General features: G+C 66.4%; 15 protein-coding genes. 4 read left to right on the top strand and 11 right to left on the bottom strand.

The features are described 5' to 3' along the window. Positions 1–16: 16 nt before the first annotated feature. A complete protein-coding gene (locus IPK69_00635; GenBank protein QQS09171.1) occupies positions 17–724 on the bottom strand; it encodes a DUF1801 domain-containing protein in 708 nt (235 codons plus the stop codon). A 176-nt stretch (positions 725–900) separates the two neighbouring features. On the opposite strand from IPK69_00635, the gene IPK69_00630 reads away from it, so the two are divergent. Next, the gene (locus tag IPK69_00630; protein QQS10377.1) at positions 901–1719 is read left to right on the top strand and encodes a glucose 1-dehydrogenase; all 819 of its coding nucleotides are present in this window, start codon (positions 901–903) and stop codon (positions 1717–1719) included. Positions 1720–1742: 23 nt separating this feature from the next. On the opposite strand, the gene IPK69_00625 is transcribed toward IPK69_00630, so the two are convergent. The 8 genes from IPK69_00625 to IPK69_00590 all read right to left on the bottom strand — a co-directional run bounded on the left by IPK69_00625 (position 1743) and on the right by IPK69_00590 (position 13734). Further along, on the bottom strand, positions 1743–2378 hold the full coding sequence (locus tag IPK69_00625; protein ID QQS09170.1) for a DUF1211 domain-containing protein: 636 nt from the start codon (positions 2376–2378) through the stop codon (positions 1743–1745). 52 nt (positions 2379–2430) lie between these two features. Further along, positions 2431–3657 (bottom strand): argininosuccinate synthase, encoded by a 1227-nt coding sequence (locus IPK69_00620; protein ID QQS09169.1) that lies wholly within the window; start codon positions 3655–3657, stop codon positions 2431–2433. A 95-nt stretch (positions 3658–3752) separates the two neighbouring features. Beyond that, positions 3753–4736, bottom strand: coding sequence for an ornithine carbamoyltransferase (gene argF / locus IPK69_00615; protein ID QQS09168.1), 984 nt, complete (start codon positions 4734–4736; stop codon positions 3753–3755). Positions 4737–4854: 118 nt separating this feature from the next. Then, positions 4855–5688 (bottom strand): acetylglutamate kinase, encoded by an 834-nt coding sequence (argB, locus tag IPK69_00610; GenBank protein ID QQS09167.1) that lies wholly within the window; start codon positions 5686–5688, stop codon positions 4855–4857. Next, positions 5681–7015 carry an N-acetyl-gamma-glutamyl-phosphate reductase gene (gene argC / locus IPK69_00605; protein ID QQS09166.1) on the bottom strand — a complete coding sequence of 445 codons (1335 nt, stop codon included), beginning with the start codon at positions 7013–7015 and terminating at the stop codon, positions 5681–5683. Before argC ends, argB begins: the two co-directional genes overlap by 8 nt. Before the next feature lie 1884 nt (positions 7016–8899). Beyond that, the gene (locus IPK69_00600) at positions 8900–11119 is read right to left on the bottom strand and encodes a hypothetical protein (protein ID QQS09165.1); all 2220 of its coding nucleotides are present in this window, start codon (positions 11117–11119) and stop codon (positions 8900–8902) included. A 2-nt stretch (positions 11120–11121) separates the two neighbouring features. After that, positions 11122–13140 carry an efflux RND transporter periplasmic adaptor subunit gene (locus tag IPK69_00595; protein QQS09164.1) on the bottom strand — a complete coding sequence of 673 codons (2019 nt, stop codon included), beginning with the start codon at positions 13138–13140 and terminating at the stop codon, positions 11122–11124. A gap of 126 nt (positions 13141–13266) precedes the next feature. Next, a complete protein-coding gene (locus IPK69_00590; protein QQS09163.1) occupies positions 13267–13734 on the bottom strand; it encodes a DUF3467 domain-containing protein in 468 nt (155 codons plus the stop codon). A 198-nt stretch (positions 13735–13932) separates the two neighbouring features. On the opposite strand from IPK69_00590, the gene IPK69_00585 reads away from it, so the two are divergent. From IPK69_00585 to IPK69_00575, 3 genes are all read left to right on the top strand, one after another. Beyond that, a complete protein-coding gene (locus IPK69_00585) occupies positions 13933–15921 on the top strand; it encodes a Ppx/GppA family phosphatase (protein QQS09162.1) in 1989 nt (662 codons plus the stop codon). Positions 15922–16218: 297 nt separating this feature from the next. Then, complete coding sequence (locus IPK69_00580) at positions 16219–16674, top strand: hypothetical protein (protein QQS09161.1); 456 nt, start codon at positions 16219–16221, stop codon at positions 16672–16674. Between the two features lie 103 nt (positions 16675–16777). After that, positions 16778–17320: a hypothetical protein gene (locus IPK69_00575; protein QQS09160.1), complete on the top strand. Its 543-nt coding sequence runs from the start codon at positions 16778–16780 to the stop codon at positions 17318–17320. Between the two features lie 85 nt (positions 17321–17405). Here the strand turns inward: IPK69_00575 and IPK69_00570 are convergent, their stop codons facing one another. Both IPK69_00570 and IPK69_00565 read right to left on the bottom strand, forming a co-directional pair. Further along, the gene (locus IPK69_00570) at positions 17406–19019 is read right to left on the bottom strand and encodes a hypothetical protein (protein QQS09159.1); all 1614 of its coding nucleotides are present in this window, start codon (positions 19017–19019) and stop codon (positions 17406–17408) included. A 305-nt stretch (positions 19020–19324) separates the two neighbouring features. Continuing rightward, positions 19325–21625 carry a hypothetical protein gene (locus IPK69_00565; GenBank protein ID QQS09158.1) on the bottom strand — a complete coding sequence of 767 codons (2301 nt, stop codon included), beginning with the start codon at positions 21623–21625 and terminating at the stop codon, positions 19325–19327. Positions 21626–21637 lie beyond the last annotated feature (12 nt).

Here is a 21637-nt window from a genome sequence, read left to right as displayed (position 1 = left end):
CCACACACTCGCTGGCCTATCGCCCCGCACGCGATCGAGCCGCCGTCCGCTTCGCGACCGTCTTCCCCGTTGTCGTCCCCACCTTCTTCACCACTCGCTTCGAGGTCTTCTTCGCCACGCTCTTCGCGGCCGCATTCTTCACGCCCGACCTCTTCGCACTTGCCTTCTTCCCACGCTTCCCCTCCGCGTCTTTCCCCTTCCCCTCTGTGCCCTTGGCATTCGCCTTCTTTCCCTTGCCCCCGCGCTGCGTCTCCAGATTCCTCAGGTAGTACCCAAGATATTTCTTCGCCGGCATCCGCTTGATCGCCTCCCCGATCACATCCAGGGCGGCGTCCTCGAGCCGCTTGAAGCGCACGCAGCACTTGCCCATGTCGAGTTTCTTCCCCGTCTTCGCCCAGGCTGCGCGGAACCACCCTTCCTCATCGCCCGCGTCCTTCGCCGCTCCACCACCCGCCTCGATGTACAGGCCCATCAGGTAGACCCCGATGTAGTTCTTCTGCGAGGCGAGACCCGCGAACGCGAGCGGTTGCTTCGGATCGCAGTGGTACCCCTGCGGGAAGACGCGATGCGGCACGACGTACCCGATCATGCCGTACTGCATCACCTCCTCATAGTCCTTGTCGAGGTTCTTGAGGATCACCGTCCGGATCGCCTCGACCGCGGCGCGGCGGTCCTCGGGCAGTGATGCGAGATACTCCTTCACGGTGGTCGCGGTGGATTTCATGGGGGAAGGCTAGCCGTCGTGTGTTTGTGGTGTGTGAAGACGGGGCCCGCCCTCTCGAATGCGACACAACGCGTGAAACCTCTCTGAATCCGCCCGCATCTCAACCCCACGCCCTCAGGCGAGGGCGAACACACGAGTCAAAGGAGCGAGTCATGGCGAGCGCATCAGGTATGGGCATGGGATCGTTGTCGGGTTCAATGGCGGGAAAGGTCGCGATCGTGACCGGGGGGACCAGCGGCATGGGCAAGTCCGCGGCTGAACTCTTCGCCCGGGCCGGGGCGAACGTCGTGCTGACCGGACGCCGCGAGAAGGAGGGCAACGCCGTCGCCGACGCGATCAACGCGCTGGGCGGCAAGGCCAACGGCTTCGGCGAGGTGATGTACGTCCGCGCCGACGCGGCGATCGAGGCCGACAGCAAGCGCGTTGTCGACGAGACGGTCAAGCGCTTCGGCCGTCTCGATTACGCCTTTAACAACGCCGGCGTCGAGGGCGCCCTCGCCACGCCGACGACCGAGCAGACCGAGACCAACTTTCGCCACGTCTTCGACATCAACGTCCTGGGCGTGCTCATGTCCATGAAATACCAGATCCCGGCGATTCTGAAGAGCGTTGCGGGGGGTGGCAGTGGGGGCGGGGGGGCGATCGTCAACAACGCGTCCGTCGCCGGCAGCCGTGGCATGGAGGGCTTTGGCGTCTATGTCGCCAGCAAGCACGCCGTCCTCGGCCTCACCAAGTCCGCCGCTCTCGAGTACAGCAAGCACGGCATCCGCATCAACGCCGTCTCGCCCGCCGTCATCGAGACGGAGATGGCCGATCGGTTCCTTGACGCGCTCGGCGGCGAGGAGGCGAAGAAGTACATGACCAGCCTCCACCCCATCGGCCGCGTCGGCCAGGACCACGAGGTCGCCAGGGCCGCCGTCTGGCTCTGCTCGAACGAGGCGAGTTTCATCACCGGCACGGACCTCAAGGTCGACGGCGGCTTCACGTCGAAGTGAGCACCAAGGTCGTGGCCGTCGAGTCAGTGCGACGCCATGGCCCGCTCGATGCGGCGGTCGGGCACCAGCCAGATCGCGGCGACGATGGCGTAGAGAACGAGCGCGATCCAGCGCCCATACCCACCCCGACCGGCGTCACCATCGAGAAGGAGCGACGCGAGCAGGCCCGAGACGTAGAGCGCGAGGCTGATCCACTCCTTCGTGCCCTGCTTGATGGCGCGGACGAGTTCGCTGTCGGCGGGGTGGTGCTTGACGAGCAGCCGCCGCAGGATGTCCCACGATCCGGCGCACGCGAGGAGGTTGATGCCGTACACCGCGACGGGGACGCTCTCGAAATGGGTCTCGCCCATCCAACTCGTGGTGAAGGGGATGAGGCTGAGCCAGAAGAGCAGGTGGAGATTCGCCCAGAGCGTGCCGCCGGTGATGGCGCGCGTCGCGTGGAGCAGGTGGTGGTGGTTGGACCAGTAGATGCCGACGTAGACGAAACTGATGACATAGGCGATGAACTTGGTGAGGACGGGCTTGAGATCGCCGATCGCGGGGACCGCTCCATCCGCGGCATGTGGCGCTTTCATCTCCAGCACCATGATGGTGATGACGATGGCGAGCACGCCGTCGCTGAAGGCCTCGAGGCGCGACTTGGGAAGACGTGGAGTCATGCCGGTCTTTTCCTGTTGCATTCCCAAACGCCCGATGCCCGATCCCTGATGCCTACCTGGCCTTGCCCATTTTCTTCAGCGCCCGGATCCGCTCGGGGAGGCTGAGCAGGCGAATGAAACCGCCCGCGTCCTTCTGGCTGTAGACGTCCTCGCCCTCGAAACTCACCATCTTCTCGGCGTAGAGGGAGTTGGGGCTTTGCCGCTTGATCGCCGTGGCCGTGCCCTTGTACAGGCGGACGACAACCTCGCCCGTGACGGGGCGGGCGATGGACTCGGCACACGCCCACAGCGCCTCGCGCAGCGGCGTGAACCAGCGGCCGTCGTAGACGAGTTCGGCGAAGGTGAGGCCGACGTGCTCGCGGTAGTGGAGCGTCTCGCGGTCGAGCGTGAGTTCCTCCAAGGCGCGAAGGCCTTCGACGATGACAGTGCCGCCGGGGGTCTCGTAGAGTCCGCGCGACTTCATGCCCACGCGGCGATTCTCGACGAGATCGACGCGCCCCACACCGTGGCGACCGGCGAGATCGTTGAGGGAGAGGACGACCTTCCATGCCTCGTCCTTCTTCCCGTTGAGGGCGACGGGGCGACCGGACTCGAACGTCAGCGTGACGTCCTCTGGCGTGTTGGGTGCGTCCTTGGGGTCGGCGGTGAGCATCCACGCGTCGTCGGGCGGCGCGTTCCAGGGGTTCTCGATCTCACCGCCCTCGTGGCTGATGTGCCAGAGGTTGCGGTCGCGCGAGTAGATCTTGGTGGCGCTGGCGGTCGTGGGAATGTGGCGCTGCTTGAGGTAGTCGAGCATGGCCAATCGCCCCGAGAGTTTCCACGCGTCCATCCGCCACGGGGCGATCACCGGGAGATCGGGGGCAAGGGCGGCATAGGTGCTCTCGAAGCGGACCTGGTCGTTCCCTTTGCCCGTGCAGCCGTGGGCGAGGGCGGTGCAGTTGGTCTTCCGCGCGACCTCGACCTGGGCGCGGGCGAGGATGGGCCGGGCCATGGACGTGCCGAGGAGGTATCGCCCCTCGTACATCGCGCCGGCGATCACCGTGGGCATGACGAACTCGTCGACGAAGTCCTTCTTGAGGTCCACGACGTGGCACTCGACAGCGCCGGAGTCCTTGGCCTTCTTCTCGACGCCGGCGAGTTCGTCGGAGCCCTGCCCGACATCGCCGACGACGCAGACGACCTCGGCGTTCTCGATGTTCTCTTTGAGCCAGGGGACGATGCAGGAGGTGTCGAGCCCGCCGGAGTAGGCGAGGGCGATGCGGTTCTTGGGCGTGCTCATGGGTGATCTTCTTTCGTCGGTCGTCGCCTCGTGTGCGGCGTGCAGTATGAGTTCGAAATGTTGTGGAATCCTACGAGGCGTGTGGACTTGCGGCGTCAGCGGGGGGCGAGCGTGAGCGCCAGCAGCGCATTCTGGGCGTGCATCCGGTTCTCGGCCTGGTCATAGACAAGCGATGGTCCATGGACGCCATCGATCACATCGTCGGTGACCTCGACGCCCCGCTTGGCGGGGAGGCAGTGCATGAACGCGGCTCGTGGCGAAGCCGCAGGAAGCCCCTCGGAGGCGAGGGCGATGAGAGTGGCGTTGACCTGGTACGGCGTGAAGTCCTCGTGACGCTTGAGCGCACCGTCGGCGGACTGGCCCATGCTCGTCCAGACGTCGGTGTAGACGGCCGTCGAGCCGCGGACGGCGCCCAGGTCATTGGTGATGGTGAGCGTGCCGCCGGTGTGTCTCGCGATGGTCGCGCACGAGTCGGCGATCTCGCGTAGCGGCTCGTAGCCCTTGGGCGTGACGACGCGAATAGGGACGCCGAGGGTGGCGCAGGCTTCCATCAACGAGTGGCAGACGTTGTTGCCATCGCCGACGTAGGTGAGCGTGACGCCGTCGAGCGATTGCTTCGGTTCCCACAGCGTGAAGAGATCCGCGAGCGCCTGACAGGGGTGGAAACGATCGGAGAGCGCGTTGATCACGGGCTTGTCGCAGTGCCCCGCGAGTTGGGCGAGGGCGTCGTGGCTATAGACCCGGGCGACGACGGCGTGGCACCATCGCTCGAGGTTCCGTCCGTAGTCCTTGATCGATTCACGCTCGCCAAGGCGTCCGCCGCTGGAGTGGTCGAGGGTGACGCTGTGCCCGCCGAGGGTGTGGATGCCCAGGTCGAAGGTGAGGCGTGTACGGAGCGAGGGTTTCTCGAAAATGAGAACGATGGAGCGATGGGCGAGGGCATCGCGGAACGCCGACGGATCCCGCTTCATCGAGTGCGCAAGGCGGAAGAGCACGAGCACGTCCTCACGCGAGAGTCGCGAGAGGTCGAGGAGGTCGCGCCCCTGGAAGGAGTCGAGTCTGGGGATCGAGGTGGTCATGTCGCGCGTAGTTCGGATTCGACGGGTGCAGTTTCGGTTCGTGGCGGGCGAGCCTGTCCCAGAGACGGAAAAAGCACAGGCGATCCACGCCTGTGCCGGTGAGGAATCGTAGCGGGATTCACGTCGCGGTGAGGCGTGTGCCCGTGGGTTGACCCTCGCCCAGAGCGCGAATGGCAAGCGGATCGCTCGCGGAGGTGATGACCACGGTCGCGTGGGCGCCAGCGGCGACCTCGAGCGCGGCGCGGACCTTGGGGACCATCCCGCCATAGATCACGCCCGTTGCGATCAACTCGGCGACCCGAGAGGGGTTGAGGGCGTCGATGAGGCGTTTCTTCTCGTCGAGCACGCCGGGGACGTCGGACATGAGGATCACCTCGCGCGCGCCGATCGCGCGAGCCAGCCCGGCGGCCGCGTCATCGGCGTTGATGTTCAGGAACTCCCCCTGCTCGTCGAGCCCGATGGAACTGACGACCGGGAGGAACCCCTCGCGAAGAAGCACGTGGAGGAGGTTGTTCGGAGGCAACGGTGACTCCGGAATCACGACATCGCCGACGCGCCCCGCATTGAACGGGTATCGCCGGGTGACGCGGGTCTGGATCGCGCCCGCATCCCCCAGACAAAGCCCGACGGCCCGCGCACCCTCGCCGAGAAGCCGACCGACGAGACGCTTGTTCACGATCCCCGCGAGAACGCCGGCGATCAGGGGCATCTGGTCCGGGGGCGTGACACGAATGCCGTCGCGACGGATCGTCTCGAACCCGAGAGCCTCGAGGACTCGATCGGCGGCCTTGCCACCGCCATGGATGAGTATGACGCCGCCCTGTCGTGCCTCGGCTCGGCGACGTGCGAGCGCGGCAATGGAAGCAGCAAGGAGATTCGCGATGGACTCGTCCTCGAGCGGCGCGCCGCCGACTTTGATGACCAGGGGTGCAGGGTGTGGAGCGTCAGGCATGGGTGTGGTGTCCCTCGATGTGGCGGGAAAATAGGCCCGTGGTCTCGTCGAGTCCGGCGGCGGCGTTCAGGCACTGAACAGCCTGGCCCGCGGCCCCCTTCACGAGATTATCGAGGGCGCTGGAGAGGACCAGCCGTGCGTGTCCGGTGCTAACCGCGAACGCGATGTCACAGAAGTTGGTGTGGCGGACGCCGAGCACGCTGGGCCAGTGCACGGTGCGTCCCTCACGCGTCAACAGACGGACAAATGGTTCGAGGTCGTACACCTTGCCGAGCGTCTCCTCGACGCGCGACGCGTTCCAGCCCGGCGCGAGATCGACGTGGATGGTGGAGACGATGCCGCGCTCATACGGCCCGACGTGGGGCGTGAATATCGTGGGACTTCCCGAGTACGCGTCTATCTCGGGGTTGTGCCGGTGGGAGAGGACGCCATACGCCTGCTGCGAGACCTCGCAGAAGAGGTTCTTGACGCTGGCGGCACGCCCCGCGCCGCTCACGCCGCTGGTGGAGTCGATCGTGATCAATCGCGGCGCGCCCGTCGCGGGGTTGGTGGCGACGGCGCCGGCCTTCACGAGTGGGGCGAGAGGGAGGATCGCCGACGTGGGGTAACACCCCGGAACAGCGATCAGTCGCGCATCACGAATCGCGTCGCGGAAGAGTTCGGGGAGGCCATACACGGCCTCGCGAAGCAGGTGCGGGTGCGTGTGATCGAACGCGTAGTGCCTGGGATAGAGCGAGGAGTCCTTGAGGCGGAACGCGGCTGAGAGATCAAGCACACGAGTCCCGCGGGAGAGCAACCTGGGCGCGAGTTCGAGGCTCGCCTCGTGGGGCGTGGCGAGGAAGACAAAGTCGGGCTTGCACTCGACGATGGCCTCGGGGTCGCTGGCGCGGATGGGAAGGTCGACGATGCCCTTGAGCCTGGGGAAGAGGTGGGAATACGCCTCGGGCGCGCCCTCACGCTTGGCAGAGCCGAAGAGTCCGGCGATGCAGACGCTGGGATGGGCGGCGAGGAGAGTGACCAGTTCCACGCCGCTGTACCCGCTCGCACCGACGATGACGACGTTGATGGGCAAGACAGAAGTTCCTTTCGAGAGTGTGTGCAGCGGGGTGAGCGGAGAAAAGAAACGTAGGAGTTCGCCGGCCAACTCAGCGGGTGACGACGGGCATCGCCATCTCCTGCCAGGCCTCGGCCCGTGCGGTCTCGGCTCGCGAGGAGGCCCACGCGCCCGAGGCGGATCGCTGGGCAAGGCGTCGCGCAAGCCGGCCAAGAACGTCGCGCAAGCCCGGGGGAGAACGCCGGGCAAGCCCGACAAGGGGGCGAAAGCCATGCCGGGCGAACAACTCGTCGTCGAGGGAAATGAAGCACTCGGCCGACCCAGGGTCCCCCTGGCGTCCGGCACGCCCAAAGAACTGGCGATCCACGCGGTTCTCGTCGTGGCGTGAGGTGGCCACGACGGCGAGCCCACCGGCCTCGCGCGATTTCTGGTCCAGCGCGATGTCGGTCCCGCGACCGGCCATCGGCGTGGCCACCGTCACCGCGCCCTGTTGCCCGGCCGCGGCAACGATGCCGGCCTCGTCGCTCTCACGAGTCGCGTTCAGCACCTGGCACGAGATCCCCGCCTGTCGCAGGCGCTCGCCCAGCGATTCCGAGGCCGAAACGGTGCGCGCGCCGACGAGCACGGGCCGCCCGGATTTCGCGAGTTCGGCGACACGCGCGACGACGGCCGCAGTCCGCTGCTCCTCGGTCGCGAGCACTCGATCGGCGCGGTGCACGCGGCGAACAGGCTTGTGCGTCGGCACGCGGACGACGACGAGTCGGTACCACCTCCACAACTCACCCGCGACCTCGCGAGCCGTCCCCGTCATGCCGCTCAGACGCGAGTATCGTGCAAAGTACGCCTGGTAACTCGAGCGGGCGCTCGTCACGGTCTGCGGCGTGATGTCCACGACTTCCTTGCTCTCGACGGCCTGGTGGAGGCCGAGTTGCCATTGTCGCCCGGGGAGGACGCGCCCTGTGGAGCGATCCACAATGTGGACCTTGCCGTCGGTGATGACGTAGTCGGTGCCGAGGATGTACAACTCGCGCGCGGTGATCGCCTGGACCAGGAGTTCCTCGCGGCGTCGCGGGCCGGCCCAGAAAGCGGGAAGACGATCGGCCATGGACCCCACGCGAGCGCGGCCGGCGTCGGTGAGGCGAACACGTTGAAGCCGGCGATCAACTTCATAGTCCTCGGCTTCCCGGAGTTCCCACGCTATCAACGAGGCAGCTCGGATGTGGTCACTGTCGCCCTCGTCGGTGCTCGTCGCCTGGCTGAGGATCGCGGGAGTGATCGCCTCATCGATGAGCACGCTGTCGGCCTCGTCCACGATGGCGCACGCGAGCCCGCGCTGCACGACACGAGAAGCCCAGCCCGCGCGAAAGACACGCCCGCCCGCCTGCTCCAGAAGCAATCCCGCAAGACGCGGCGCGATCGGCGAGGCCATGCGATCTCGGAGGTGATCGAAAATCACCTGCTTGTCCGAGGCATACGTCACATCGCGGGAGTATGCCTCCAGTCGATCGCTGGAGGTGCTGTCGTCCTGCACCGAGCCGACGCGCACGCCCAGCCGCCGATACGCCGGCGCGGTCGTCTCCGCATCACGCCGGGCGAGGTAATCGTTCACAGTGACGACGTGCACGCCCCGTCCCTGCCAACCCCGAACGGCGGCGGGGAGGATCGCCGTGACGGTCTTGCCCTCTCCGGTCGCAAGTTCGACGCACGCCCCGCGATAGAGCAGCAGCCCACTGACCACCTGGACACGATGGAGCGAGAGCCCCAACTCACGACGAATAGCCTCATACCCAAGCGCAAAGGCACGCTCGACGTGCGCGAGGTCATTCTGGCTCGCGATATAGGCCTCACGCACACGCTCAACCTCGGCATCAAGAGCGGCGTCGCTGTGGCCCATGTACTCCTTCGCCATGCCCATGACACGATCGGCGGCGGCCCACGGGAGGCGCTTTGCACGCCATCTCGCCATAACTCCAAGGCTGGCCTCGCCAAACACGTCCGCCCCGCGGGTCACCTGCTCACGAGAAGATCGCTCGGCCAGGGCGCGCCAAAGGCGAGGCTGCGGCACGGACGTCTGGGGCCTTCCCGAGAGCCGATCGCGGAGTTCGTGGGTGAGGGTCGTCATCGGAGTGTCACTCGGGCAGGCATCTCGGGCGTGGGTCAGGCCGAACCTCGCACGCCGAAGAGTTGCTGGAGGCGGCGCGTCCATTGGCGCAGGAGCGGCTCGTTCGGCAGCGAGAACCGCACGCGCCCGCGTTGCCCGATGGGAAGTGATGCGGCGTCGATCGGCGCGAGGACGACCTCAAACTGGGGGACGAGGGTCTGAGCGCGATCGGCGGTGGGGTCGAGGACGATGTCGCCGCCGGCCTGCACGGTAAGGGCGGCGTCATGGACATCGCGGCTCCCCATGCCGGCAAACCGGTCGAGGCGAAGGGGAACGCTGCGCCACGACTCGCCTCGGAGTTTCAGGGCACATCCGATGGGACGTGCCTCGTCGAGGGAGAGGCCCCTGGGAAAGGCGTAGGCCTGGTCGCGATCGGAGACGACGGCACGCACAACAGGGCGATCGGCGGAGATCACCATCGCGAGGAGCGCGCCCTTGCCGATGAATCTGCCAGGCGTGCCCTCCAGGTTGGTGGACATCGTGGTCGAGAGGACACCAGTCGCGGGAGCGCGGACGACAAGATCGGCGACCCGCGCCCGGGCACGCTCGACCTGGGCCTGGGCCTGGGCGAGTTCGGCCTCGGCCACGCTCTTTGCCGAGGGCGACCGCGTGATCGCGTCCATGAGGGAGGCTTCGGCGCCGCGCACGCGCGCCTCGGTGGCGGCGACATCGGCAACGAGCGCGTCGTTGGTCAGGCGGAGGATCGCGTCGCCTTCCTTGACCTTCGCGCCGGGTCTCGCGACGACCTCGGCGACAAAGCCGCTCTCGCCCGCACGCACGGGCGCCTCGACCTCGCCCCGCACGATGGCGGGCGCGGTCACGCTCGCGGGCATGGGGACCACGCCGACGACGACGCCCAGGAGCGCGACGAGCAGCAGGCTCGCGGTGACCGCGCGGAGCCGACGCCCCACGAGCCTGGAAGAGCCAAGGACGTATCCAGCGCCCTTGAGGATCGGCCAGATGAAGAACGCGACGACGGCGACGGCGGCAAGCACCGCGCCCAGCGTGAGGTACGCCGGATTCTGCCAGACGACATAGACGATGCCGAAGGAGACGAAGAGGCGATAGGGGACGGCGAGGAATCCATAGATGACGAGCAGCCAGAACTCGCCCACGCTGCGGAGCGTGGGCGGACGGATGCCCTTCATGCCGAAGGCGAGACGCTCGACGAGATACACCCAGACCTCTCGGGCGCGCTGGGCGAGGTTGGGCGTCCGCGTGAGGTCGCTGAGGATGTAGTAGCCGTCGTATCGCAGGAGCGGATTGAGATTGAAGACCAGCGTCGTGAACCCCGAGATCACCATCACGTTGAAGAGCACGGTGCGGAGCGTGCCCGGATCGGTGCGCGCCCAGAGGATCGCGGCGATCGCGGCAAGGAAGGTCTCGGCGAGCATCCCGGCGGACGACACCAGGATGCGCCGCCACGCCTTGGGGAGCCGCCACGCATCGGAGGCCTCGCAATACGGAAACGGAATCACACCGAGCAGCAGCATGACGCCGAGTTCGGTGCAGCGGGCGCCCATCGCCTTGCAGGCGGTAGCGTGCCCCAACTCGTGGACGGTGCGCAGGACGAGGAAGGCAACTCCCAGCCAGAGGAGGTTCGACGGATCAAGGACGTTGTTAAGCGAGCCGAAGACCCCGAGTTCGCCGTGCTGCGTGGAGACGGCGTACAGGGCAAAGCCAACGGCGATGATCCACGCGACCAGGCCGATCGGCGAGTAGATCCCACGCCACAGCCACTTCGTGGCCTCGAGCCAATGCTCGGGATTATGAACGGGAATAGTGGCAAAGAGTCCAAACCCGGTGCGGCGCTTGAGGGCCGTGCGCGAGGCCTCGGCCTGTCGAAGCGCGACCATGTCGCTCGCGAGTGGTTGATCGCCCGTGAGCAGGTTGAAGTACTGGAGTTTCCCGAGGATCTCGAGGCACTCGCGCTGCGTGGGGGCGCTGTCGCCCATCTGCACCGACGAGGCGGCCCACGCCTGGTCCACCGTGCGTGTGCCGTCGAGCAGCCCGACGAAGAAGTACGCGGCCTCGTTGAGTTGGAAGAAACTCCCGCTCGCCGGGTCCTCGATGACGTAGACGTGCCGCCCGCGTGCCCGCTGCCGGATCACCTGGCCTTGCGCGCCCAGTCGCGGCCTTGCGTCGGCGACGCGGTACCACACGTCGCTGAAGGACGACGCCGAGTCGGCGCGGAGGATGTCCGTCAGGGCCTTCATCGCTACCACCACATCCGCAGGCGCAGTTCATCCACAAGCGGCACGAGCAACCGCGAGAGCGTGCTGCGACGCCCGGCGTCGAGGCGGGCCGTCCCCGTCATCCCGGGGAGGAGAACGTCGAGGGAGCGCGTCGAGTCCTCGCGCGGGTCGCTCGTCTTCACGTCGCACTCGACGGCGTAGACATTCTGGCCCTGCACGGCCTCGGCGACCGGGGCGACGCGGTCGATCGTGAGCGAGAATCGCGTCGAGGGATCGGCACGCACGCTCAGGGTCCCCGTGCCCCCCGCGCGAACAAGGCGGATCTCTCGCTCGGAGACGCGGACCAGGGCGCGGCGCCCGTCGTCCACGAGTTCAAAGAGCGCCTGCGATGGCTCGACGCGCGCGCCGACGAACCGCTCGAGGTCCCCCTGGCCGACGGTCGCGTCCATCGGCGCGCGGATCTCGCAGCGGTCCCGCTGGTCGCGCAGGAGCGAGAGCGAGGCGTCGGCCTCGTCCACCTGCGACTGGAAGACCTGCGCCTTCGCCTGCTCGCGTGCTTGCGACGCCTGATCTCGCTGAACGACCAACTGGTCGCGGCGCGACTCGGTCTGGGCGATCTCCTTCTCCAGGTCACGCGGATCCATCGACGCGAGCAGGTCCCCCGACTTCACACGATCGCCCGGCTTCACGTGAACACCCGAGAGAAACCCGTTGAACGGCGGCGAGATCGTCCGCGTCGTCGTCGCCCGGATCTCCACCGGCCCGTTCACGCTGTACGGCAGGGGCACCAGCGACGCGACGAGCAGAAGGATTGCGGCGAGGCCCGCCAACTTCCATGCGGTGTGGCGTGGACCCACGAGCGCCGCGCCAAGATCCAGCGCCCGATCACGCGTCACGGCGAGCACGCCGCGATCCGCGAGGCGTCGCGTCCACAGGGCAGGCCCCATGTACTCCCCGACAAGCCGCAGGAGCGCGATCGAGCCGATGGGGAACGGATTCTCGGCGTCGCGTTCCAGGAGGACCACGCCGACGAGGTCGCCCTCGACGCGGAGCGGGAGACTCAGAATCGCGGAAGGCCCGAACTTCCGGGACAAGGCCTCGTGGGCACGAGTGACGCGAGCGGCGACACCCTCGAGCGCGTCGTCGGTCTGCGGCCTGGGGAAGACAACCTCGGCGTCCTGCTCGGCGCACTCTTCCATCGAGTCCTCGAGGGCCTCGGTCGCGGGGGCGTTCCGGTCGGGCCGATCGGCGCCGCTCACCGCGACCACGCGGAGGTCGTCGCGGTCGATCAGGCCGATGGAGACGCGGGCGCAGGAGAACCGGACGGCGAGTTCGTGGCAGAGGAGCGCGCCCATGGCCCGGGCGTTCTCCCCCTGCTGGGCGCGGTCGATCAACTCCAGCGATTGCGTGAGGAGCGTGGAGCGCTTCGTCTCGTCGAGCGCGCGAGAGCGCCAGAGGAACGCCTCGAAGCGGGCGCTGGTCAACGCGAGCCGCGTCAACACCTCGTCTGGAGAACCGTGCGCGTGGGGAATCAGAAGGACCGTGGCGCCGTGCGTCACGCCCTCGGCGACGAGAGGCGTGGCCACGAGTTGATGCGTCGGCTCCAACTCGGGCAGGTCCGAAGGCGGCCCACTCCGCAGCGAGATCCCCTCGACGCGCCCGTGGGGCATGGCGTTGGATGCGGCACTCGCCTGAGCCACGGCGCGGGTGCGGCAGAGTTCGCCGGCGACGCGCTCCATCTTCGCCGAGAACTCCGGGCTGGCGAGCACCTCGTCGAGGCGAGGGATGGGAGTGCCGCGTGCGCCCAGGCGACGCGTTCTCGCGAGGAGCGAGAGCCGCCCGCCGGCGGCCCCGAGAAAGACAAACGCCGCGATCGCCCCGGCGAGTTCGGCCTGGATCTGCGCCAACTCGTTCAGAAACCGAAGCAACTCTGGGTCCGGAGGCCCCGCCGACGGCGCGGCCGAGGGCGTCACGGCGCCGACCCAAGACTCCGACGAGTCCGGTCCCTTGGGATCCGACGTGTTGGGCGCAACCTGGGTCATGCGTGGAGGCTCGTGGCTCCCGTGTTCGGCGTGCTCCAAAACTGGACGCGGCGTCCCGACTAAGAAGGACGCCGCGTCGGACGATTCGAGTTCGCGGCGGTGTCGCGCGCGAGTGTGTCACTCAGATTAGTTGGAGAGTTTCGGCTTGTCCCCACCGGACTTCCCCGCCGCGCCGGGCTGGTTCAGTTCGATGGTCCCGTTGCGCTCCTCGAACTGGCGAACGACCTGCCCGAGGCTGATCGCGAGGCGCTTGGCGGCAGCCCAGTTCATAATGACCCGGCTGCCGACCGCGAAGACCAGCACGGGGTTGTTGTCCGCGCCGGGGACGGGGAGGTTCATCCCGAAGTCCAGGACGACCTCGTCGTTGGTGGTTGAGGTGCGGATCGTGTTCGCATACGTCGAGTTCATCTTGGACTCGTCGATGCGGAGTTGGATCTGACGGGACTCGTTGGCGGGGGTTTCGGCCATGGGATCAGGTCCTTCTTTGAGGAGGAGGCCCGGCGTGCCTACGCCGGACGTCGTGCGGGTGACGAGTTGGACAGGCGGGCAGCCTTCGCGGGCGGGCCTCGCGGCCGACGCCGTTAGTCGCGGCACGCCACGCGCCGCGGTCGCAACCCAAGGAGGGAAGCATAGGCCCCAACCCGACAGCCCCCAAGCGTGATGGGAGCCGGCCTGTGAGCCTTCCATTCGCGTCCCAAACGTGTGTGGATCGCGCGAAATCGACTTTCAGGCCCTGACCGACAACCCTCCACCCCGGTCGGTGCCAGTTCGGGAAGGTACGATCTCGATCTCATGCCCAGAGGCGTCGTCACGAAGGTCCCATCTCCCACGGCCTCACGCCGATCGAAGCCACGCCCCCGCACCAAATCTGAAGCACCGCCCAAGGCCGCGACAAAGCCCAATCCCAAGCCGCGTCCCAATCCTCAGGTCGCGCCCCCGAACCGTCGGCTGGCCGTCATCGACATCGGCAGCGCCAGTGTCCGCATGCTCGTCGTCGAGGTCGGCGAGACACCCGCCACCAGGCCCGCGTGGCGTGCCCTCGCCAACGAGCGGGTGATGACCCGTCTCGCCACGGGACTCGCCGGTCAGGGCAAACTCACCGACGAAGCGATCGAGCGTTCCGCAAAGGCCGTTGCCTCGTGCCTCGCCCTGGCGAGAAATCTCGGCGTGACCTCGTCGCGCGATGTCTACGCCCACGCCACCGCCGCCGTCCGCGACGCGAAGAACGGCGCGGCGTTCATCGACCGGGTGCGCGAGGTCACGCGCTCGTGGGGCGACGCCACGACGCGCGACGGAGTCCATGTCGCCATCGTCTCCTCACGCGAAGAAGGTCGCCTCGCCTACCTCGCCGCCTCGCGCCACGTCGAACTCTCCAAGGGCTTCGGCGTCGTCGCGGATCTCGGCGGCGGGAGTCTCGAGGTCGTCTGGTCCCGCGACGGCATCGTGCTGGGCAACCACTCCATGCCCATCGGCGCGGTGCGGATGACCGAGAAGTTCGGCGGGCGCGACGGGCCTCGCGGGGCGGCGACGCGCGGGCTCGAGCCCATGCGAAGGCACATCGCCCGCGCGCTCAAGGCCATCACCGTCGTCCCCGGCGATCGCGGCGTCGTCCTCTGCGGGTGCGGCGGCACGTTCACCACCCTCGCCAGCGTCGTCCTCGGTGGCAAGCACAAACTCCTCGCCCCCACGCGCGTCACGCGGGAGCACGTCGCCGACCTTCTGGAACGCGTCCGCCTCGCCTGGGTCCGGGCGGGGGGGGCGGGGGGGGCGGGGGGAAATGGCAAGCCAATGGCCTCGCTCTCGGCGATCCCCAGCCTTCCCAAGGACCGCCACGATGTCATCCTCGCCGGTCTCGTCGCCGTCGAGGCACTGTTGGATCGCACGGGGGCGCGATCGGTCGTCGTCGTCCCCGGCGGCGTACGAGAAGGCCACGTCGTCACGCTCCTGGAATCGCCGCACATCGCGAACGCGACGCCGCACGATGGACCCGATCCCATGGGCACCGTGCGTGCCTTCGCCCGTGCCGCGCGATACGAGGAGGCCCACAGCGAGCACGTCACACGGCTCGCGCTCTCGCTCTACGACTCGCTCACGCGGCGTGGCCTCGTCCCGAGAGACGCGCACGAGCGGCGACTGCTTGAGGCCGGGAGCCTCCTCCACGATGTCGGCCAGTTCGTCGAGTATCGCAAGCACCACAAGCACGGGCGCGACATGGTCCTCTACGCCGGGTTGGAGGGGACGGGCGGCACGGGGAGAAGTGGGGGCGCAGAGCCGGATCGCGAGCGATTGAACGGCCGGGCGACGCCACGTTCATCATCCCCCTCGTCATCCACCACGTCTTCCAAGTTCCGCGGCTGGACGACCGACGACGTAGAGATCATCGCCCTCCTTGCCCGCTACCACCGCAAGTCGGGTCCAAGCCCCTCGCACCCGGAGTTCGCCTCGCTCACGAAGGCCCGACGCCATCTCGTCGAGCGTCTCGTCGGCATCCTCCGCGTCGCCGACGGCCTCGACCGCACGCACCGCCAACTCGTCGAGCGCGTGCGTGTCGTCGAAGAGACCCGCCGACGCCTGGTGCTGGAGGCCATCCCCCGCGTCATCACCCGCGCGCCGGTCCCCTCGATCCGCGTCCGCCACGCGCCCCAGCCGCCGCGTCCAGAGTCGCTCCTGGCAGCAACAGTGACCACGCCCGACATCGCCGAAGAACTCGACACGGCCCGCGCCAAGCGCGGTCCGCTCGAGCAGTCCCTGGGCCGGACGGTAGAGATAACGGGGGGATAACTCGTGGTCGATCGACGCTCATTCATGCCCGCAACGTCGCATTCACGATCGATCCTCAGACGCAGACTCAAACGCGCACCACGCGCGCGTCGAGGACCGATCGGATTCGGACTCTCGATCGCCGCTATCAGTTTCGTTCTCACCTGATAGTCGAACGACGTCGCCACACCATACACGACAACATCACCAACATCGCTCCCCATCCGCATCCCGAACACGCACTCGCACTACTGCACCACCCCAACCCCTACCATCAACGCATATCACTGCACCACGGTCCCACCTAGGCGCCTCCCCATGCCCAAGCCCTACACCAGTTCCATCAAGTACGAGGCCTCCCGAATCCACGCCGCCGCCATCTACTGCTCCGATGGCCGACTCGGTGAGCACTTCGACGACTTCCTCCAGCAAGGTCTCAACCTCCCTCGCTACGACCGTGTCTGTCTCCCCGGCGGCCCCGCATGCATGGCCGGCCACCCCCAGGCCCACCTCGAAGAAGAAGGCGTCGTCGACGAACTCCACTTCCTCGTCGAGGTCCACAAACTCAAACGCATCGTCCTCATCGCCCACCAAGGCTGCGCCTTCTACGCCTCCCGACTCGAACTCAAAGAGCCCCGCCTCGAACTCGTCCAGCGCGCCGACCTCGTCCGCGCCGCCGCCTTCGTTCACCGAGTCACCGGCCTCGACAACATCGAGGCCTACTTCGCCCGCCTCGTCGACGGCAACATGTCCTTCGAACGCGTCGAGGCCTGATCCGCCCAATCCCGCGCCGCGCAAGCCCGACCAACGCGTCACGCTCGCGTCACAGCTCCGCTCGACGCCGCGATCACGCGCCCACACCCGCCAATCATCCCCCGTGAGCCACCCTCGCACCAGGCACATCCTCTGGACCATCGTCCTCGTCCTCGCGATCGCCGCCACTCTCACTCCACTCGCCGCCGCCGTCGCCACACGTAAGCGACACATGTGGAACCCGGCCACCTGGCCCCAGTTCGTCGGTGTCCACAAATCCAACATGCTCATCTTCTCCTCCATCTGGAAAGGCGGCCTCACCAGCACCGGATGGATGTACGACGGCCTCGCCATCAACACCAGCCCCTGGCGCCCAACCTACCCCCACATCGGCAACGTCTACGGCGGCACGCCCCCGATCTCCTTCCGCCTCCACGCCATCGCCATCCCACTCTGGAACCTCGCCCTCCCCCCGCTCGCCCTGGCATACATCGCCCTCCGCCGATCACGCCGTTACAAGCACATGACCTTCCGCGGCCAATGCCCCAACTGCGGCTATCCCGGCACAGGACTTCCCAACTCTGGCTCCAAAGTCACGTGCCCCGAGTGCGGCCAATCCATCATCTCAACCGCCGAGATCTTGGCGATCACATCCTCTGGATCGTGAACCAATGCACATCGACAGATGTCCCTCGCAGATTCACGAGGTCATCTCAGCGAATAGGCTCAGTTGATTCTCTCAGTCGGTCGCCTCAGTCCCGCCCGCTCTCCGGCCTCGCCGGCTCAACAGGCCGAGGCATCACAGCATCAATCCCCCGGCTCGCCGGCATCCCGAACTCCACCGGATGCAGATACTTCCCCTTCTCCGTCGCCGACTTCTCCTCCTCGACAACGACTCGGTGCTGACGCGCAAACGCATCATTCCGCACGCCGGTCACCTGCCACGACACCGCCGTGCTCCCCGCGCTCGTCCGAATCCGGAACCGGTTCCCCTCGATCGCCTTTACGACCTTCGCCTGCACAAACTCGTTGCTGTCCTTCTCATCGATCACCGTCAACTGGTACCGATACTCCATGTTGAGCGCTTCGAAGTAGTGGGGGAGTTCCACCTCCGCATACCCCTCGCCATCCGTCGTCACCATCCCGTTATAGATATTCATCATCTCCGGTGATTCGACAAACGAGTGCGACAAATACATATTCTCCGGGTCCAATGGATGATCGATCCGGAACGTCCCCGAACCCTTCGTCAGCGTGCCCGTCACGTTCAGCGAACTCGCCAGCACACGCCCATTGAAGAAGCCCGCATATCCAGTGGTTCCACCCCCAGAGCCGTACACCGCGATCCCGCCATCACCAACCGTGCTATACACGCTCCATCCCGACCCGGCGTGCGACGCGTGAAGCCCGATCCCGTTTCCCCCGGTCCCCATATTCTGCGCGCGAACCGCCGCCGAGAACGCGCCGGGCGTCGTCGATGACATCCCCGAGTACACGCCATACGCCGCGCCGACTGTGGACGAGTTCCGAACTTCGAGCGCAGGCGTGCTCACGCTGGCGACATTCTGCTCGATGATCGCCGCGCGACCGACGGCCGAGTTGTTCCGAACGATGAACGCCGTCCCCGTGGCGCTCGGAATATCCCGAGTTTCGAACAGCCCGCCCGTTCCAGCGCCCGCCGTTCCATACACACCAACACCCGGCCCGCTCGTGCCCGCCACGCCATACCCGTCCGACACACCTTGCACACCAATCGGCAGCGGTATCGCTGGATACGAGCTGAAGTCTCCTCCGAATCCGAATACTCCCCAGTACGCGCCGCTCCCGAAAATCCCCCCCCCGCCTGTCGCACGTGAGTTAATGATCGAGAACGTGGCTTCGGCATCACTTCCAGACACGCCGGTCATCTGAGTAGGAAGTTGCAGCCGCTGCGCAACCTCCGCCTCCTGCGCGAACACGGCTCCCGTCGCGCTCGTCGCATACGGCGTCGGTGTCAACTCCTGACGTGGCGTCAACACCGTGTACGTCGCATCCGCCGGCCGCTTCACCTCGATCTGGAGCCATCGACCCGTGAATCCCAGATACGAATCCGCAAAGAACTCCAGACGAGCCGTGAACAACCCTTCGCTGTTCACCGCCACCCCGCTCACACCCGCGAACGTCAGCGACGGCCCAACCTGAGTGTCCGGCGCGCCCACAACCCCATCCGTGTACAACCGGAATCGCATGTCATACGTCCCGGCCAAAGTCCCCGACGAGACCCCCAGCCGACCCTGATACACAAACGGCGCACTCTGCCCAAGGCCCACGCCCCCAAACCCGCAAACCCCAGCCACCATCGCCGCCAGCATCGACACCTTGCGCATGACACATCTCCAGATGAAGCCACCGGCCCCATGCCGACAAGCCTCCTCACCCAGACTACCACAAAACTCAGAACTCGCCTAGAGCGCTCTCGCTCCTACCGCAGCAAACAAACATGAAGCCCGACCGTCAGGGAGGGCCTACCCCACTTCACGGGTCCAACTCGCCGCAGAAACTCAACAGTTTTTACGAGACCACGCCACGCTGCCGCCAACCCGCGATCGTCGCGATCGTAAATTCTGTCGGCCACTCGACGGCCAAAATCCATTCGCAAACACGACCCGACAATCAACCCAACACTAAATCGCTAACTCGCCAGGAACGCCCGCACCGACTCCCGCGACCGAGCCTCATACCCAGGCACCCACCGCTGATACTCCGCCACAATCCCCTCACGCTCCGCGATCGCACGCTTCAAAGACTCCGCGATCACCTCCGCACGCTCCGGGAAAGGCACGACCAGCCGCTCAAACAAGTACCGATTGTCCTCAAACAAGTGGCTATTCGGCCCAAGCAACGCCGGCACCCCAAGGTGCAGGCTCTCCAAAGGCAGCATCGGACAGCACTCAATCAGCGTCACATACAGCGTCGCGTGCGTCTTGCGGATCTCCTCAAACAGCCGATCATGCGGCAACTGCGCCTCGCGCACCACATCCGTCTTCAGCCCCAGGAACCGGATCACCTCTAGCGCCCGCGCATCCAGCCCCGCCCCACGAAGCCGCATATTCCCCGCGATCGACAACGCGCTCAGCATCGCGTGCGGAATTTTCCGATAGGTCGAGCCGCTCAGCCACATCCCCACGTGCCACTGTCCGTCATCCATGATTTCCGGCACGCCCTGAGGCACGCCCTCAATCCGATTCAAGAGCACATGCCCCCGAAGCCCGAGCGACCGGATGAACTCGTCATACCCCCACTTGTCGCTCGCGATCGAGTACACCTCGCCCTTCCGCGCCGACTCGATCCACTTCTTGAAGAACTCCCACACCACGTCCTCACAGAACTGCGGATAGGAGCCGTGGAAGAACAGATCGCACCGCGCCCCGGGCTTGATCGACTTCAACTCCTGCATCATCGCGTGCTGCGTGTGATCGCCGCCCGAAAAGACATACCGATCAACAGGACACTCCGCCAGCGCCCGAGCATGCCGCGACCGCGTCGCCGGATCCATCTCCTCAGACCGCTCCTCACGCGTCTCCGGCGCGAGGTACGTGTGCTCAAACAGGTTCACCGTCGAACTCGTCACCCCCAGATAGCACGGCGCCGAGATCGCCACCGCTTGGGGCCGATCCGCCCGCACACGCTCGATGAACCGCTCCTGATACGCCGTGAATCCCGCTCCGCCCGGAGCCGTCACCTCGAACGACTCAAGGCCACCACCAGCGTGCGCCGCGCCAGTCGTGCTCCCATTGACCGTGCCGCTCGCCGTCCCCGCCGCCACCAGCGCCGCCGGCCTCACCATCGGACTCCGCGCCGGATGCACCGTCACAATCTCGCTCTCCGGCCCATACAGATCGATCACCTCTCGACGACCACCGAACGACACCTCGACCTTCCCGCTCCACGGGTGCCGCACAAACTTCAGTTCCGGGTTCGCGCTCAATCGCACGAACGCCTCGCCCTTCGTCGACAGCATGCACCGCCCATACGGCAGTCCATCCTGATCCTTCACCTTCCACGACGCGTCCCGCCGCACAAAGTCCCACGGAATCGATCGCTCACCCGGCAGGACCCCCACATGCACCATCCACACCTCCGTGGACTCGCTCGCCGGGTTCTTCTCGCCCAGGGCCTTGATCGTCACGCCATGATCCCCGCGTCGCCCGATCCACGCCCCGAGCCTCGAGTCCCGGACCTTCTGCGCCATCTGATACTGGCGCGACTTCTTGATGAACGAAAGCTCAAACGCCTGCTCCGCCACCCGGTCGAGCACACGCTCCAACTCCCCATTCACGGGGCCGCCAGGCTGATTCGTCTCCACCACCCCAGCCTCGAACGCGTCCCGATAGTCCGACACCGGACTGAACAGCCCCGCCCGAAGATTCTTTGGATCGTTCCGCGACAGCACGAAACTCCCGTGCGGCCTGCCAATGTAATCCCGCAACAGCAGCCGCTTCACCATCGAGAACCGATCAAAGTCCTCGGGCACCCACGACGACAAGTGCCGCTCATACACATTCTCATACACCGCCTCCTGCGGCCATTCCTCCCCGATCGGAATGTTCACCAGCACATAGTCCGACCGATCCAGACTGATGTTGAGCAACTCCTCGGCCTTCTCCCTCGTGAAATGCTCCAGCACGTCCCCATAGATCGTCACGCTGTACCGGTCCGGCAGCGTCGGGATGATCTTCGCCGCATCCCCGATATGGATCGTGTTGTAGAAACTCTTGTGATAGTCCGTGATGCTCCGCGCAAACCCCTCGATCCCGTCGATCTTGACCTTCCAGTCCTCCTGAAAGATCCGCGTGTACCACACATCGCAGAACTCGCGCGTGATCATCCCCCAGCGCCCGAACCCCACGCCGATATCAAGCACCCGCTCCGGGTTGATCTTCATCAACGCATCGATGCAGAACGGAATCTGCTGCCAGTTGCTCGTGCCCACGCAATACCTCCA

The sequence above is a fragment of the Phycisphaerales bacterium genome (genome assembly GCA_016699835.1).
GTDB lineage: Bacteria > Planctomycetota > Phycisphaerae > Phycisphaerales > UBA1924.
The sequence above is the reverse complement of the archived record's forward strand: the minus strand, read 5'-3'. Positions and strand labels throughout refer to the sequence as shown.

Coding starts and splice junctions, on each gene's coding strand:
- IPK69_00580 (QQS09161.1), top strand. CDS start 16,219: ATGCCCAAGCCCTACACCAGTTCCATCAAGTACGAGGCCTCCCGAATC.
- argB (QQS09167.1), bottom strand. CDS start 5,688: ATGCCTGACGCTCCACACCCTGCACCCCTGGTCATCAAAGTCGGCGGC.
- IPK69_00625 (QQS09170.1), bottom strand. CDS start 2,378: ATGACTCCACGTCTTCCCAAGTCGCGCCTCGAGGCCTTCAGCGACGGC.
- IPK69_00585 (QQS09162.1), top strand. CDS start 13,933: ATGCCCAGAGGCGTCGTCACGAAGGTCCCATCTCCCACGGCCTCACGC.
- IPK69_00600 (QQS09165.1), bottom strand. CDS start 11,119: ATGAAGGCCCTGACGGACATCCTCCGCGCCGACTCGGCGTCGTCCTTC.
- IPK69_00635 (QQS09171.1), bottom strand. CDS start 724: ATGAAATCCACCGCGACCACCGTGAAGGAGTATCTCGCATCACTGCCC.
- IPK69_00595 (QQS09164.1), bottom strand. CDS start 13,140: ATGACCCAGGTTGCGCCCAACACGTCGGATCCCAAGGGACCGGACTCG.
- IPK69_00630 (QQS10377.1), top strand. CDS start 901: ATGGGATCGTTGTCGGGTTCAATGGCGGGAAAGGTCGCGATCGTGACC.
- argC (QQS09166.1), bottom strand. CDS start 7,015: ATGGCTTTCGCCCCCTTGTCGGGCTTGCCCGGCGTTCTCCCCCGGGCT.
- argF (QQS09168.1), bottom strand. CDS start 4,736: ATGACCACCTCGATCCCCAGACTCGACTCCTTCCAGGGGCGCGACCTC.
- IPK69_00570 (QQS09159.1), bottom strand. CDS start 19,019: ATGCGCAAGGTGTCGATGCTGGCGGCGATGGTGGCTGGGGTTTGCGGG.
- IPK69_00620 (QQS09169.1), bottom strand. CDS start 3,657: ATGAGCACGCCCAAGAACCGCATCGCCCTCGCCTACTCCGGCGGGCTC.